This window comes from Thiobacter sp. AK1 (assembly GCF_039822265.1).
Lineage (GTDB): Bacteria > Pseudomonadota > Gammaproteobacteria > Burkholderiales > Thiobacteraceae > Thiobacter > Thiobacter aerophilum.
Genome location: NZ_JBAJEX010000006.1, coordinates 35250 through 48991, shown reverse-complemented (window position 1 = coordinate 48991; position 13742 = coordinate 35250). Strand labels below are relative to the sequence as shown.

At 65.7% G+C, this 13742-nt stretch carries 14 protein-coding genes; 9 read left to right on the top strand and 5 right to left on the bottom strand.

Translation table 11 applies throughout. The features are described 5' to 3' along the window. Positions 1-8: 8 nt before the first annotated feature. The 5 genes from V6E02_RS08555 (at position 9) to V6E02_RS08535 (ending at position 2903) form a co-directional block, all read left to right on the top strand. Entirely contained in the window at positions 9-368 is a 360-nt protein-coding gene (locus V6E02_RS08555; protein WP_347308372.1) for a YEATS-associated helix-containing protein, read from the top strand. Between the two features lie 13 nt (positions 369-381). Then, the gene (locus V6E02_RS08550; protein ID WP_347308371.1) at positions 382-1011 is read left to right on the top strand and encodes a YEATS-associated helix-containing protein; all 630 of its coding nucleotides are present in this window, start codon (positions 382-384) and stop codon (positions 1009-1011) included. Positions 1012-1032: 21 nt separating this feature from the next. Continuing rightward, positions 1033-1449, top strand: coding sequence for an SseB family protein (locus V6E02_RS08545; RefSeq protein WP_347308370.1), 417 nt, complete (start codon positions 1033-1035; stop codon positions 1447-1449). A 78-nt stretch (positions 1450-1527) separates the two neighbouring features. Further along, positions 1528-1914 carry a PA2779 family protein gene (locus tag V6E02_RS08540; protein ID WP_347308369.1) on the top strand — a complete coding sequence of 129 codons (387 nt, stop codon included), beginning with the start codon at positions 1528-1530 and terminating at the stop codon, positions 1912-1914. A 53-nt stretch (positions 1915-1967) separates the two neighbouring features. Continuing rightward, positions 1968-2903 (top strand): PA2778 family cysteine peptidase, encoded by a 936-nt coding sequence (locus V6E02_RS08535; protein WP_347308368.1) that lies wholly within the window; start codon positions 1968-1970, stop codon positions 2901-2903. Between the two features lie 52 nt (positions 2904-2955). Here the strand turns inward: V6E02_RS08535 and ffh are convergent, their stop codons facing one another. Continuing rightward, positions 2956-4299 carry a signal recognition particle protein gene (ffh, locus tag V6E02_RS08530; RefSeq protein WP_347308367.1) on the bottom strand — a complete coding sequence of 448 codons (1344 nt, stop codon included), beginning with the start codon at positions 4297-4299 and terminating at the stop codon, positions 2956-2958. A gap of 68 nt (positions 4300-4367) precedes the next feature. On the opposite strand from ffh, the gene V6E02_RS08525 reads away from it, so the two are divergent. The 3 genes from V6E02_RS08525 (at position 4368) to V6E02_RS08515 (ending at position 8057) form a co-directional block, all read left to right on the top strand. Further along, on the top strand, positions 4368-5186 hold the full coding sequence (locus V6E02_RS08525) for a cytochrome C assembly family protein (RefSeq protein ID WP_347308482.1): 819 nt from the start codon (positions 4368-4370) through the stop codon (positions 5184-5186). A gap of 58 nt (positions 5187-5244) precedes the next feature. Then, positions 5245-7089: an RNB domain-containing ribonuclease gene (locus V6E02_RS08520; protein WP_347308366.1), complete on the top strand. Its 1845-nt coding sequence runs from the start codon at positions 5245-5247 to the stop codon at positions 7087-7089. Positions 7090-7175: 86 nt separating this feature from the next. After that, a complete protein-coding gene (locus V6E02_RS08515; protein ID WP_347308365.1) occupies positions 7176-8057 on the top strand; it encodes an energy transducer TonB in 882 nt (293 codons plus the stop codon). Here V6E02_RS08515 and V6E02_RS08510 read toward each other — a convergent pair. From V6E02_RS08510 to V6E02_RS08495, 4 genes are read right to left on the bottom strand one after another with little or no spacing between them, the layout of a single operon-like run. Beyond that, the gene (locus V6E02_RS08510) at positions 8026-8745 is read right to left on the bottom strand and encodes an energy transducer TonB (protein WP_347308364.1); all 720 of its coding nucleotides are present in this window, start codon (positions 8743-8745) and stop codon (positions 8026-8028) included. The genes V6E02_RS08515 and V6E02_RS08510 overlap by 32 nt on opposite strands. Further along, the gene (locus tag V6E02_RS08505; RefSeq protein WP_347308363.1) at positions 8732-9229 is read right to left on the bottom strand and encodes a TlpA family protein disulfide reductase; all 498 of its coding nucleotides are present in this window, start codon (positions 9227-9229) and stop codon (positions 8732-8734) included. Before V6E02_RS08505 ends, V6E02_RS08510 begins: the two co-directional genes overlap by 14 nt. Beyond that, positions 9226-10404 carry a sialidase family protein gene (locus V6E02_RS08500; RefSeq protein ID WP_347308362.1) on the bottom strand — a complete coding sequence of 393 codons (1179 nt, stop codon included), beginning with the start codon at positions 10402-10404 and terminating at the stop codon, positions 9226-9228. Before V6E02_RS08500 ends, V6E02_RS08505 begins: the two co-directional genes overlap by 4 nt. Beyond that, positions 10398-12509 carry a TonB-dependent receptor gene (locus V6E02_RS08495; protein WP_347308361.1) on the bottom strand — a complete coding sequence of 704 codons (2112 nt, stop codon included), beginning with the start codon at positions 12507-12509 and terminating at the stop codon, positions 10398-10400. The genes V6E02_RS08500 and V6E02_RS08495 overlap by 7 nt, the downstream gene beginning before the upstream one ends. A 198-nt stretch (positions 12510-12707) precedes the next feature. On the opposite strand from V6E02_RS08495, the gene V6E02_RS08490 reads away from it, so the two are divergent. Next, a complete protein-coding gene (locus V6E02_RS08490; protein WP_347308360.1) occupies positions 12708-13739 on the top strand; it encodes a class 1 fructose-bisphosphatase in 1032 nt (343 codons plus the stop codon). The last annotated feature ends 3 nt before the right edge of the window (positions 13740-13742 follow it).

Sequence of the window (13742 nt, the reverse complement as noted above, 5' to 3'; positions counted from 1 at the left end):
GGAGGACCATGGAATTGCAGGGTTCGCTGCAAATGACCGCGGGCAGCATCACCCTGGACGGCTATCTGCTGCTGCTTTTCGCCATCATGCTGTGCACCGGTTTTATGGGCGGTGTGGCCAATTATTTCCTGAGTGAACGGGTACCAGGCTTCGCGCTGAAGGATTTGCTGCGTCACATCGTGCTAGGCGTGGTGGCGGCGCTCACGGTGCCCCTTTTCCTCAACATGATTTCCAGCGATCTTCTGGCCATGGCAAGGACGCGACCCATCGACCTGTTCGTGTTCGCGGGCTTCTGTCTCATCTTCGTGCTCGCCTCGCGCCGTCTGGTGGACACGCTCGCGCCCAGGTTGCGGCCGCCGCTGGGTTGACTGGGAGCGCCCCATGGAGACCCCATCCGCCGCCCTGTTCGATCCCTACATGATGACGGTATTGATCATCATGGTGAGCGCCGGCATCCTGGCGGGACTGGCCAACTTCTTCCTGGCCGAAGGTGCGAGTAACCGGGAGCTGGCGAAATACGTGGTGCTGGGCGTCGTCGCCGCCCTCACCGTGCCCCTGTTCCTCAACATGACCTCCAGCAACCTGCTGGAATTCGGCCGTACCCGGCCGCTGGCGGTATTCGTGTTCGCCGGCTTCTGTCTGCTCTACGTCCTGTTGTCGCGGCGCGTGTTCGAGGCGGTTGCCAACCGCCTGCTGGCGCGCGCCGGCCGGACCGCCGTCGAACGGGCGAGCGTGTCCCTCGCCAGCGTAGAGGATTTCTTCCGCGCTGGTTTCACCGCCTCTGACGTGGAAATCCTTCGGGCGGTGGCCCAGGGCGGTTCCATCTATGACAACCTGAGCGAGCGGATGGCCAACCCACCCGCCAAAGATTTCGTCAACGAGCGGCTGGCGCGTCTGCGCCAGTCGGGCCTGGTGGAGCTTAGCACCGACGAGCAGAATCTGGTGCATCTGTGCCTGTCGCCCCGCGGCGCGCAGCTACTGGCGGAAGTCAGCGCGGGCGGCCACGCCTGAAGGCGAGCAAAAGGAGGTTTCATGGATGAGCAGGATTTACGTAACGATCTGGAACGCCACCTGTACGCCGCCCAGACCGGGCAGACTGACAGCGAAGTGTTCATGAAGCAGCTAGTGGACGCGCAGGTGTTCATGCCGGTGAAGGATGACAGCGCCCCCGGCGGCATCCAGCGCTCCACCCGTGCCCAGCCGCTGGTGGTACGGGATGAGGCGGCGGGCGTATCGGTGCTCGTATTGTTCACCAGCCCCGAGCGCGCCAAACCCTTCCTGCAGCATTACCCGGAATTCCGTGGTGGCATCCTCACGGAATTTCGCTGGGTGCTGGAGCGGATGGAACCCGGCTTCGGCATCGTCCTCAATCCTGGAGACGAGCTGGGGCTAGACCTGGAACCGGAATTGGTAGCGCAATTGCTGCACAGCCTGCGCAACGTCCACTGACATGAACAAGCCGTAATGGGTGGCAGGGAAGGCCCTGGCTAGAATTTCCTGAATTTCATGCCAAGAAAGGAACACGTCATGTCCAGCCGTTTTCTCCGCATCACCAGCCGCATTGCCCTTGCCCTCATGCTGGCAGTCACCCTGCCCCTAGAGACCGCCCAGGCCGGCATGGTGGGCACAGAACAACTCGCGCGCGCAAACGGCGAACGCGAGCGCGTCCTTTCGCTTTTGGAGCGTGCCGACGTGCGCGCCGGCCTGGAAGCACGCGGCGTGGATGTTGCCGAGGCGAAGAAGCGTGTGGCCGCCCTCACCGACGAGGAAGTGGCCCAGATTGCCGGCAAGCTGGACGAAGTCCCCGCTGGCGGCGACGTGCTGGGCGTGATCGTGTTCATCTTCCTGGTGCTGCTGGTCACCGACATCCTGGGCTTCACCAAGGTGTTCCCCTTCACCCGCCCCCTGCGCTGATCTTGCGCGCAATCGGCCGCTTCCTCCATCGGGCCCGCCTCTGCGCGGGCCTGATGCTTTTGGTGTGGCTCGCAGGCTGTGCCGGCACGCCTGAACTTTCCCGTCTGCGGGCCAGCCCGGGCGCGCTGCCGCCCCGGGTGGAGCTGGAAGCCGTGCCCTTTTTTCCCCAGGACACCCACCAGTGCGGGCCGGCATCCCTGGCCATGGCGCTCGCCGCGGCGGGGCATCCAGTCACCCCGGATGCCCTCGCGCCGCGGCTATATGTACCGGAACGTCAGGGTAGTCTGCAGGTGGAGATGCTCGCTGCCACCCGTCGCGAGGGACTCCTTGCCTACCCGCTCGCGCCTTCCCTCAGCGATGCGCTCACCGAGGTCGCGGCCGGCACGCCGGTAATCGTTTTGCAGAATCTGGGCTTGTCCGCGCTGCCCCTGTGGCACTACGCGGTGGTGGTGGGCTACGACCTCGATCGCGAGGAAATCATCCTGCGCTCGGGACTTTCGCGCCGCGAGGTCATGCCGCTTACCACCTTCGAGCACACCTGGGCTCGCAGCGGCTACTGGGCCATGCTGGCCCTGCCGCCCAGTCGGCTGCCGGCCACGGCGCGCGAGGACGCCTATGTCGAGGCCGCTGTGGCGCTGGAACGGATAGGTAAGACGCGCGCGGCGCATGCGGCCTACGCGACTGCCCTGTCACGCTGGCCGCGCAATCGGCTGGCGCGCATGGGCCTGGGGAACACCGCCGCCCTGCTGGGCGACTGGAAGGAGGCCGAAACAGCCTTCCGCCAAGCCACCGCGGATCATCCCCAGGACTGGGCAGCCTATAACAACCTGGCCTGGGCGCTGGCGCAACAAAAGCGGTGGCAGGAAGCCATCGAAGCCGCGGAACGTGCCATCACCCTGGCCAAGGACGCGGCGGAGCCGCGCCGCACACTGGAAGAAATCAGAAGCAAGATCAAAGAGACGAAAAACCAGTCGCGCCTTTCCCGTTGAGGGGGCGCCGCCAAGGGTGACGCACCCGCGCATCGGGCGGCGCCGATCGGACTCACAACCCGGGCAGCATGCCCTTCATGCCCCGCAGCATCTTGCCAAGGCCGCCCTTGCTCAGGGACTTCATCATCTTTTGCATGTCCTCGAACTGCTTGAGCAAACGGTTCACATCCTGCACCTGCACGCCGGCACCGGCGGCGATCCGCCGTTTGCGCGAAGCCTTGAGGATGGCGGGGTTGGCGCGCTCCTCGGGCGTCATGGAATTGATGATACCCTCGATGCGACGCAACAGGCGGTCGTCCAGGCTATGACCCTGGGCCGCCTGGGCCAGATTGCCCGGCAGCTTGTCGAGCAAGGCGGCAAGCCCGCCCATCTTCTGCATCTGCTGCAATTGGGCACGAAAGTCCTCGAGGTCGAAGCCCTTGCCGACCTTGAGCTTCTTGGCGATCTTCGCGGCTTGCGCCTGATCCACCTGGCGACGCGCCTCCTCGATCAGGGACAAGACGTCTCCCATGCCGAGCACGCGCGAGGCCATGCGTTCCGGATGGAAAGGCTCCAGTCCGGTGGGCTTCTCCGACACGCCCACGAACTTGATGGGCTTGCCGGTCACGGCGCGCACAGACAGGGCTGCGCCGCCACGTGCATCTCCGTCGAGCTTGGTGAGCACCACGCCGGTGAGGGGTAGGGCCTCGTTGAAGGCGCGCGCCACGTTGACCGCATCCTGGCCCTGCATGGCATCCACCACGAACAGGGTTTCGATGGGTTTGAGCGCCTCGTGAAGGGCGCGGATCTCGTCCATCATCTCCTGGTCGATGGCAAGCCGACCGGCGGTATCCACGATCGCCACATCGTAGTAGCGGGTACGCGCGAAATCGAGTGCAGCGCGAGCGATCTCCACGGGACGGACAGCTTCAGGCGCCTCGTAGAAATCCACCTGCAACTGACGGGCGAGCTGGCGCAGTTGCTCGATGGCCGCCGGCCGGTACACGTCACAGCTTGCGAGCAGGACTTTCTTTTTCTGCTCCTTGAGCAGGCGCGCCAGCTTCGCACTGGTCGTGGTCTTGCCCGAGCCCTGTAGGCCCGCCATGAGAATCACCGCCGGCGGCGTCGTGGCCAGATCGAGGTCGGCGACCTGGTTGCCCATCAGCCGCGTCAATTCCTCATGCACCACCTGGATCAGCGCCTGCCCCGGGGTGAGGGAACCGATCACCTCACGCCCCAAGGCACGCGCCTTGACATGGGCGATGAAGTCCTTGACCACGGGCAAGGCCACATCCGCTTCCAGGAGCGCCATGCGCACTTCGCGCAGGGCCTCGGCGATGTTGTCCTCGGTCAGACGTGCCTGACCGCGCAGATTCTTGATGATGCCAGACAGCCGGCTAGTGAGGGTATCGAGCATGGGCTGGAGTCGGTTGGAGCGGCCGCGTGCTGGGCTATAATCGCTGCCTCACCGCCATTTTACACCCGATGCCCCTGCCCGTTTTGTCCATCCTCACCGCACTGCTTTACGGCGGCCTCGCCTGGTACTGCCGTCATCGGGCGGCGCAGCCCGAGAACAGCGCCCGACCGGGGCTATCGCTTCTATTGGTGCTGCCCTTGGCGCTGCACGGCGGACTGCTTTACGTTTCCATCTTCACCGAACAGGGGATGAACATGGGTGTGGGCAATGCGCTGTCGGCCATCACGTGGGTGACGCTGCTGCTCTATGCCGCCACCAGCGTGCGCTATCACCTGCAGGCACTCCACCCCGTGGTGCTGCCGGTCGCCGCTGGCGGCGCCCTCATGCCCTTGCTGCTACGCGACGAACACGTGCTGCCCTACGGTGGCTTGGCCCTGTTCCAGGCCCATTTCGCGGCGGCTTTCCTTGCCTACGCGCTGTTCACCATCGCGGCGCTGCACGGCCTAGTCATGGCCCTGGCGGAAAAACGCCTACATGCGCGCGAGCCCTCGGCGCTGTCCGGCCTGCCACCACTGATGACCATGGAGCGGCTGTTGTTCAGAATCATCGGCGCCGGTTTCGTGCTGCTAACCGTGACGCTCGCCAGCGGCATGCTGTTTTCCGAGGAATTGTTCGGCAAGCCCCTTTCCTTCGCCTATTTCACCCAGCACAAGACGGTATTCGCACTTTTGTCCTGGCTCATCTACGGCGCGTTGCTCCTGGGCCGGCGCATCTATGGCTGGCGTGGCCGCACCGCCCTGATCTGGAGCCTGGCAGGCTTCACCGCCTTGCTGCTCGCCTACGTGGGCAGCAAGGCAGTCCTGGAAGTGCTGCTCCACCGCGGCTAGCGCTTTCTGCCCGCCACGGCTTACGGTAAACTTGCCGCCCTTTCCCCGCGGTTTTTCCATGTACGCCTTCTATTTCGAGGATGGCCACTTTCGCGTTGGCACCATCCTCGCCGACAACGGTAGTTCGTTGCAGGTCGAAGCCCAGCACGGCAAGCGCGCCAAGGTGAAGGCCGCCGACGTGCTGTTTAAGTTTCAGGAACCCGGGCTCACCGGTTTCATGGAAGCGGCGCAAAAGTTTGCCGAGGAGATGGACCTCGAGTTCCTGTGGGAGGCGGCAGGCAGCGAGGAATTCGACTATCAGACGCTGGCGCGGGATTATTTCGGACACGAGCCCACGCCCATGGAACGCGCCGCCATCCTGCTGCGCCTACATGGCGCGCCCATGTATTTCTATCGCAAGGGGCGGGGCCGCTACAAACCCGCGCCACCCGATGCCCTCAAGGCCGCGCTGGCGGCCGAGGCGCGCAAGCGACAACAAGCCGCCCAGCTTGCGCGCTGGGTGGAAGCGTTGACCGCCTTCCGCCTGCCCGAAGAATTCGCGCATGATCTTCCGCGCCTGATTTACACCCCGGACAAGAATGCCTTGGAAACCAAGGCGCTGGAGCAGGCCGCAGCAGCCACCCACCTCTCCGTGCTGCACTTGCTGGAAAAATGCGGCGCCATCCCTTCCAGTCGCGACTACCACCTGAACCGCTTCCTGCGCGAGTGGTTTCCACAAGGGCGCGACTTTCCGCCGCTGCCCCCCGTGCCGGTGCCCGACGAGTTGCCGCTCGCAAGCGTGGCGGCCTTCAGCATCGACGACGAGACCACCACCGAAATCGACGATGCCCTTTCCCTGGAGAAGCTCTCGGACGGACGGGTGCGGGTGGGCATCCACATCGCCTGCCCCGCCCTGGGCGTCCTACCAGGCTCGGCGCTAGACAGCATTGCCCGCACGCGCCTGTCTACCGTCTACATGCCGGGCGATAAGATCACCATGCTGCCCGACCAGGCCGTGGCTGCCTATACGCTCCAGGAAGGCGCCGCATGCCCGGCGCTCTCCACCTATTTCACGGTCACGCCGGACTACACCATCACCGATGTCGCCATGCGGGTGGAGCGGGTAAGCATTGCGGCCAACCTGCGCCACGAGCTTCTGGAACCTCTGTTCAATCTGGGCACCATCGGCCAGCAGGCGGATTACCGCTACCGCGAGGAACTGGAATGGCTGTGGCACTTCGCCGAACACCTGGAGGAAAAGCGTGGCGTCAAGGACACGAAACGCAGCCTGGTGCCGGAATACACTTTCCGGGTCGAAGGCGAGACGGTGCGCATCCTGCACCGGGAACGCGGCACGCCCGTCGACAAGGTGGTGGCGGAGATGATGATCCTGGTCAACAGCCACGCCGGCCGCCTCGCCGCAGAAGCCGGCATCCCCGCCCTCTACCGCGCCCAGACCAATGGCAAGACGCGCATGACCAGCGAACCTCTGCCGCACCAGGGGTTGGGCGTGTCCCACTACACCTGGGTGAGCTCACCGCTGCGCCGCTACGTGGATCTCGTCAATCAACGCCAACTGCTCGCCCATCTACGGGGCGAGACACCGCCCTACCAGGCGCGCGACGAGGCGCTGCAATCGGTGCTGCGCGATTTCGAAGCCGCTTACGAAGCCTACAACGAATTCCAGCGCAACATGGAGCGTTACTGGACGCTGCGCTATCTTCTGCAGGAAGGCATTGGCGATGCGAGCGCCACCGTCATCCGCGAAAATCTGGTGCGCTTCGACACGCTGCCTTTGGTGACCAAGGTCGCAGCGCTACCGGAACTCGCGCCCGGCACACGGGTCAGGGTGGGCATTCGCAGCGTCGATCTCCTCACCTTGGAAGTGGCATGTTGCTTCCTGGAAGTGCTGCTTGGGCCATAGAGAGGGACAGCTGGCGCGCTACAATGCGGCCCGGGTTCCCGCCCGAAGACAGGTGCCTTTTGTGAACTTGCGTGAATCCCAGCGCCTTGCCTAGACTGTTCACCCGCCTTGCCGCCAAGGTGGCGTCACTGCCACCCATCGCCGTGGCCATGGGTGCTTCGGCGCTCTTGCACGGCATCGTGCTCAGCATCCACTTCGTGCCCCCGCCGCCCAAACCGGAGCAGGCGCGCCATGCGCTGGAGGTGGTGTTGGTCAATGCCAAATCGACGACCCGCCCCAGCAAACCCCAGGCCCTGGCCCAGGCCAATCTCGACGGCGGCGGCAACACGGAGCAGAAACTGCGCGCGAGCTCGCCCCTGCCTGCCCTGGGCACACATGATCCCCAGCCGGAACTCAGGCAACGGGCGCAGCGGGTAGAAGAGCTGGAACAAGAAGCGGCGCGGCTTATGGCGCAGGTGCGTGCCACCACGCCGCGGCCTGCCCCCGCGCCCACCCCCGCGCCGGTGGCCCCGACAGTTCCTGTGCAGGGTAGCGACCTCATCAGCCAAAGCCTGGAACTGGCGCGGCTGCAAGCCCAGATCGAGAAGGACTACCAACAATACCAGGCGCGCCCCAAGCGCCGCTTCGTGGGTGCGCGCACCGAGGAATACCGTTTCGCGCAGTACGTGGAGGACTGGCGTCTGAAAGTGGAGCGGATCGGCAACCTCAACTACCCGGAAGAGGCGCGGCGCAAAAAGATCTATGGCAGCCTACTGCTCACCGTGCACATTCGCAGCGACGGCAGCGTGGAAAAAATCGACGTGGACCGTTCCTCCGGCTCGCCCATCCTGGACGAGGCGGCGGTGCGCATCGTCAAGCTCGCGGCGCCCTTCGCGCCTTTTCCGGAAAACATTCGCAAGGACACGGACATCCTCGCCATCACCCGTACCTGGACCTTCACCCGTGAGGATCAGCTGACGAGTCAGTGAGACGGAAGCGGATCGGGATCTCCACCCACGCGGCGATCGGCGCCTCCCCTCGCCGCGCCGGCAAGAAGCGCCAACGCTTGACCGCGGCGAGCGCCGCCTCGTCCAGCAGCGCATGGCCGCTGCTTTGCGCGACCACCAGCTCGCCGCAGCGGCCGTCCGGCAGAATCTCCGCGCGCAACACCACCTGTCCTTCGAGCCCGAGCCGGCGCGCCGCCAGCGGATACGGCGGCCGCGGATTGGCAAGATAGGCGGCACGCAGATCCGGCGGCGTCACCACCGGCTCGACGGCCGCGACTTCTTGCGCAGCAGCTGGGCCACCGGGCAACGATGTCGGTGCTGGCCGCGATGCTATCCCGGCGGGAAAGGGGGCGGATGATGCCGCAGGCTCCACGGCCGCGGGCGCGACAGCCGCTCGCGCGATCCGTGGAACCGCCGCCCTGGCAGGCACCGACGTCTTCGCGGCGGCGACTGGCGTGCGCGCTGCGGCCGGCGGCGCCACCGGCACATCCGCGCGCAGACGCACCTGGAGCATCACCGGCAGGGTGCTTCGCACTGCGCCCAAGGCAGGTGCCAGGGGCGGCAGCCAGGCCAGAAGCAGCCCGTGGAGCAGCAGCGAGCAGGCAATGGCCCAGGCCACCGTGGGCGAGCGCCGCGCCGGCAGTACCCCAAGGTCGTCAAGGGTGGCCATCGTGCAGCACCCCCAACACCGATTTCAGCCAGGCCGCCAAACGTTGCGGGTCGATCGGGCCGCTGATCCCCTCCACCCGCCCGCCCGGGCCGTACAGATAGCTGCGCGGCAGTTCGCCGTGCCAGCGGGGATCCACCTCGAAGCGCAGGCGTTCGCTGAAGGGATCGGCGAAGATCCAGCGTTCCGCCCACGCGGGCGCGTACTGGTCGAGCACGGCCTGCACGTCTTCCGCCGCCCCCGGGGGATCGGTGGAAACCAGCACGATGGTAAGTTGCGGATGCGCCCTGGCCAGGCGTGCAAGCTGCGCAAGCTCCGCGCGGCAGGGTGCGCAGTCCACCGACCAGAAGCTCAGGAGGAAGGGGCGCCCGCCCTGAGCCGCCTCGATGGCGGCAAGGCTGCCGGAGACGAAAGGGCGCAGCGGCATCTGTGCCTGGGCGGTGAGAGCCACGCAGCAGAGAAAGGCGAAGGCGAGCGCGCGCCTCATGGCGTGTCGTCGGGAACCAGTGGAATCACGCGATGACCTTCGAGCTGCGTGCTCCAGGACAGATACACCCGATGGCCTGCGCTCACCAGCAGGGGGTGGTCGGAGGCACCGCTACTTGCCGCAACACTGCGGGGCGCGCTCCAGCTGCGGCCGCCGTCGTCGGAATGCATGGCCCGCACAAGGGCTTGGCGGCCATCGAATTCCTTCCAGGCGAGCCACACGCGGCCAGCCGCCACCGCCAGGGCGGGATGCGCGGCCTGTTGCGCGTAATCGCCGAAGGCAAGCGGCGTGCCCATCCCACCGTCGGCATCCATGCGCGCATAGAACAACCCGTGGCGCGTGGGCGCGTCGTTGAACCAGGCGAGATGGCGGGTGCCGTCCGGTGCCACGGCGAGGGCGGGCCCATGATGGGGACAGGCGTCCACCTCCCAGCGATCGAAGGACACGCGCACCGGTTTGGTCCGGCCATCGAGGCGCAGCAAGGCGTGGTCACGCTCGTTGCGCCCGAACACGTGGCGCCAGAGCACCAGGGGTATGCCATCGGCGTCCAGCGCACTCACCACCCGGCAGCACTCGCAGCTGTGGGCGGCGAGCCGCTCGTTGCGCCCGAAGCTTGCGCCGCCGTCTTCGGACACCGCGTGATAGAGCGCCGCGCCGGTGTAGGGCTCGCCCTGGGCCTGGGCCGCGGCGGCGTCGCGCTTGTCCAGCCAGAACAGATGGACGCGGCCGCGGCCGTCCACCAGCAGGCTGTCGAAGCGGTGGCTGATCACCTCGCGGTCATCGTTGACGGTGATGGGTTCGGCAAAGGTCCTGCCCCCATCCACGGAGTGGGCAAAGCGCACGTGGCCGGTGTAGGGCTTGCTGAGTGCTTGCGTCCACGACACATAGATGCGGCTGCCCACCACCGCGAGCTTGGGCCGGTTCTCGCCGTCCGCGACGATGGCCTCGGGAACGGCATTCACCGCCACGGGCACGCCAAAGCTGCGTCCACCGTCATCGGAGCGGCTCACCCACACCCGGCCCTCCCACACCTGGGCACGCCACAGACGCCCCGTGGCATCGGCTGCCACGGACACCGCCAGCCCGGTGCGCGCCGCCTGATGGGCCTCGTGGGCCCGCGCCGGCTGCGCCAGCGACGCAGCAAACACGAGCAGGAACAGAAGGCGCCTCACCATTTCGCCTCGATGCCGGCGTAGAGGGTGCGCGGCAGACCCGGCGCGAACACATCCACGCCGGAAGATACGGAGGCGCTCTCCGCATAACGCGTGTCCAGCAGGTTCTGCACGCTGCCGTAGAGCGCCAGGGTCTTGTTCAAGGCCCAGTTGGCGCGCAGGTTGAACAGATCGTGGCCCTCGTATTGGCGGGTGTTGGCCTGATCCATCCAGTAGCGGCCAAGCTTCACCCATTCCAGCTGCACCCGCTGCCCCGCGGCGGGCGACCAGGAAAGGCGCAGGTTGCCGATCACCCGGGGCGCGCTTTCCATGTCCTTGCCGCTAAAGTCCGCGGTGCCCGGGATCACCCACTGCTCATAGCTGTGCTTGGCGTAGGAAAGCGCTGCGTCCAAGCGCCAGGCCTTGCTCATCGGCGCCCCCAGCCCGAGCTCCACGCCCCGGTGCAGGGTCTTGCCGGCGTTGACCACCTGGGTGGCGCTGGTCACCGGGTCCTTGTAGCTCAGGATGTCGTCGCGTTTCTCCAGGCGGTAGATGGAAACCTCGTAGTCCAGGCTCGCCGCCTTGCCGCGCAGACCAAGCTCGTACTGGTCCGCCTTCACCGGCTTGAGGCCCAGGGCGGAGGCGGCGGCGAGCTGGGCGCGCGCCTCGTTGGTCTGGGCCGAGGGCCGGAACAGCTGGCCCTCGGAGGGCGCACGGAAGGCGTGGTTGTAGGAGGCGAACACATGGGTGTCATGGTCGAGCGCGAAGGTCACCCCCAGCTTGGGACTGAGGTGGTGGAAGCGCACCGTGGTATCCCCGCTCTGGCCGTAGTAACGCGTAACCGGCGCGCCGCCGTTCTCCCTGGTGCTGGCGGCGATTGCGCCGGCGGCGAAGTGATTGTCGAAGCGATAGCGCAGATCGTCGTAGCGCAGCCCCGCGGACAGGCGCAGGCGTTTGGTGGGCGAGAGCTCGCCGTGCACGTAGGGCGAGGCGCCGATGAAGGTGACGTCGTAGTCATAGACCCGGGTGCCCACGGAATAGGCGGTGTAGAGCTTGGATACGCCGCTGCCGGTGGTGGTGAGGGTGGCCAGACGGTTTTCCTCGCGGCGGCCAGGGCTTGCATCCAGATCAACCCCCGCGATCAGGCGCGCACGCAGGGGCGCGAAGTCGCGCCGCCATTTGCCCATGAGGCCGAAGGAACGGTTGGCGGTGGTATAGACCGTGGGATCGTAGGACAGCGACCAGTTGGCGAGCAGCTCCATGCTGTCGTCGCGCAAATAGGGCGTGAGGGAAACCAGGGTATCGCCCGTCTCCCGCTCCCAGGCGCTGGACAGGCGCAGCGCGCTCACCTTCCGGTAGGAGATGGGGGTGTAGTTCTTGGTGGGGGCGTTTTCGTAATCGGCGCGGACGAGGGCGGAGCTGCCCGCGGTGTCTTGGTCGATGCGGGAGCCGGTAAGCACCGTCTTGATCACGGCATCCGTCCCCAAGGCCCGGTCCCAGCGCAGGGTGGCACTCTGCCGGTCGTAACCCGTGTGGTCGCGCCAGCCGTCGGTGGTGGTGAGGTTGAGATCGGCGCGCAGGCCGTTCTCACCCCAGGTGTTGCCGCCGCTGGCCAACAGCCGCTTCCAGCCGTATTCGCCCACCTCGGCGCTGACTTCCAGCTGGGGCGTGGGGGGTGCCGGACGGGTGAGGACGTTCACCACGCCGCCGATGGCATCCGAGCCATAGAGGGCGGTGCCGGGACCGCGCGTGACCTCGATGCCGCCGGCCTGGGGCAGGTTGATCTCATAGAGGGCGTTGTGGTTGAAGAAGCCGGTGGAACGGGTGGGGATGCCGTCTTCCAGATAGAGATAGACCGGATTGGTGGTGAGGGGCTGGCGGATCGCGGTCATGTGGCCTTCGCCGCCGGTGACGTTGACCCACACCCCCGGCGCCTGGCCCATGACCTGGGCGGGATGGCTGGGCTTGTCGGCGCGCAGCGTTTCACCCGATATGACTTTTACGCTGGCGGGCGTCTCGGCCAGCAAACGGGGTTCGCGGGTGCCGGTGACGGTGATTTCCTCGAGTGTGTCGGCGGCGAAGGCATTGACGGGAAGCAGGAAGCAAAGCAGAAGGTGGCGAGTGGGCATGGCGCCTCTTTTCGGTTCACACGGCTTTTGTGTTTTTTCAGGGCGCCCATGCTACCCACCCGCGATAGCACCCGGAATGCGACACGTTGTCGCAGCCAAAGCGCGCAAAGAGGATAAGCATATCCCATTGAATGATCTCGATATTTCTGTATAATCAGCAAATTCTGATTTTCTGAAAAACTTTGAGAAAGGCATTCCATGCATCTCGGCACCACCCTCACCCAATTCCTGATCGAGGAACAGCGCCGCGTCCAGGGCGCCACCGGCGACTTCACCGGTCTGTTGAACGACGTGGTCACCGCCATCAAGATGATTTCCAACGGCGTCAACCACGGGGGTCTCCTGGGCGTGCTGGGGGCGGCGGGCTCGGAGAACGTCCAGGGCGAAGAGCAGAAGAAGATGGACGTGATCTCCAACGAAATCTTCCTCAAGCGCAATGAATGGGCCGGGCATCTCGCCGCCATGGCCTCCGAGGAGATGGACGAGCCCTACCAGATTCCCCCGGGCAATCCGCGCGGGAAGTATCTGCTGCTGTTCGATCCCCTGGACGGTTCCTCCAATATGGACGTGAACGTCTCCGTGGGTTCCATCTTTTCCATCCTGCGCTGCCCCGGCGACAAAAACGTGGACGGTCCCACCCCGGTGGAAGCCTTCCTGCAGCCCGGCGTGAAGCAGGTGTGCGCCGGCTATGCCATCTATGGCCCGTCCACCATGCTGGTGCTCACCACCGGCCACGGCGTGAACGGCTTCACCCTGGACCCCAACGTGGGTGAATTCGTGCTCACCCACGAGAACATGCGCATTCCCGAAGACACCAAGGAATTCGCCATCAACATGTCCAACTACCGCTTCTGGGAAGCGCCGGTGCGCCGCTACGTGGACGAGTGCATCCAGGGCAAGGAAGGCCCGCGCGGCAAGGACTTCAACATGCGTTGGGTGGCCTCCATGGTGGCGGAAGTGCACCGCATCCTCACCCGCGGCGGCGTGTTCATGTACCCCATGGACAGCAAGCTGAAGGAAAAAGGCGGCAAGCTGCGCCTGATGTACGAGGCCAATCCCATGAGCTTCATCGTCGAGCAGGCGGGCGGCGCCTCCAGCACCGGCCACAGCCGCATCCTGGAGATTCAGCCCACCCACATCCACCAGCGCGTGCCCGTGATCCTGGGCTCGAAGAACGAAGTGGAACGCATCGTCGCCTACCACAAGGAAGCGGCGGAAAAAGCGGCGTAGCCA

Excerpts from the sequence above, each read along its gene's own strand:
- V6E02_RS08555 (WP_347308372.1), top strand. The coding sequence starts at position 9 with ATGGAATTGCAGGGTTCGCTGCAAATGACCGCGGGCAGCATCACCCTG.
- V6E02_RS08550 (WP_347308371.1), top strand. The coding sequence starts at position 382 with ATGGAGACCCCATCCGCCGCCCTGTTCGATCCCTACATGATGACGGTA.
- V6E02_RS08545 (WP_347308370.1), top strand. The coding sequence starts at position 1,033 with ATGGATGAGCAGGATTTACGTAACGATCTGGAACGCCACCTGTACGCC.
- V6E02_RS08540 (WP_347308369.1), top strand. The coding sequence starts at position 1,528 with ATGTCCAGCCGTTTTCTCCGCATCACCAGCCGCATTGCCCTTGCCCTC.
- V6E02_RS08535 (WP_347308368.1), top strand. The coding sequence starts at position 1,968 with ATGCTTTTGGTGTGGCTCGCAGGCTGTGCCGGCACGCCTGAACTTTCC.
- ffh (WP_347308367.1), bottom strand. The coding sequence starts at position 4,299 with ATGCTCGATACCCTCACTAGCCGGCTGTCTGGCATCATCAAGAATCTG.
- V6E02_RS08525 (WP_347308482.1), top strand. The coding sequence starts at position 4,368 with ATGCCCCTGCCCGTTTTGTCCATCCTCACCGCACTGCTTTACGGCGGC.
- V6E02_RS08520 (WP_347308366.1), top strand. The coding sequence starts at position 5,245 with ATGTACGCCTTCTATTTCGAGGATGGCCACTTTCGCGTTGGCACCATC.
- V6E02_RS08510 (WP_347308364.1), bottom strand. The coding sequence starts at position 8,745 with ATGGCCACCCTTGACGACCTTGGGGTACTGCCGGCGCGGCGCTCGCCC.
- V6E02_RS08505 (WP_347308363.1), bottom strand. The coding sequence starts at position 9,229 with ATGAGGCGCGCGCTCGCCTTCGCCTTTCTCTGCTGCGTGGCTCTCACC.
- V6E02_RS08500 (WP_347308362.1), bottom strand. The coding sequence starts at position 10,404 with ATGGTGAGGCGCCTTCTGTTCCTGCTCGTGTTTGCTGCGTCGCTGGCG.
- V6E02_RS08495 (WP_347308361.1), bottom strand. The coding sequence starts at position 12,509 with ATGCCCACTCGCCACCTTCTGCTTTGCTTCCTGCTTCCCGTCAATGCC.
- V6E02_RS08490 (WP_347308360.1), top strand. The coding sequence starts at position 12,708 with ATGCATCTCGGCACCACCCTCACCCAATTCCTGATCGAGGAACAGCGC.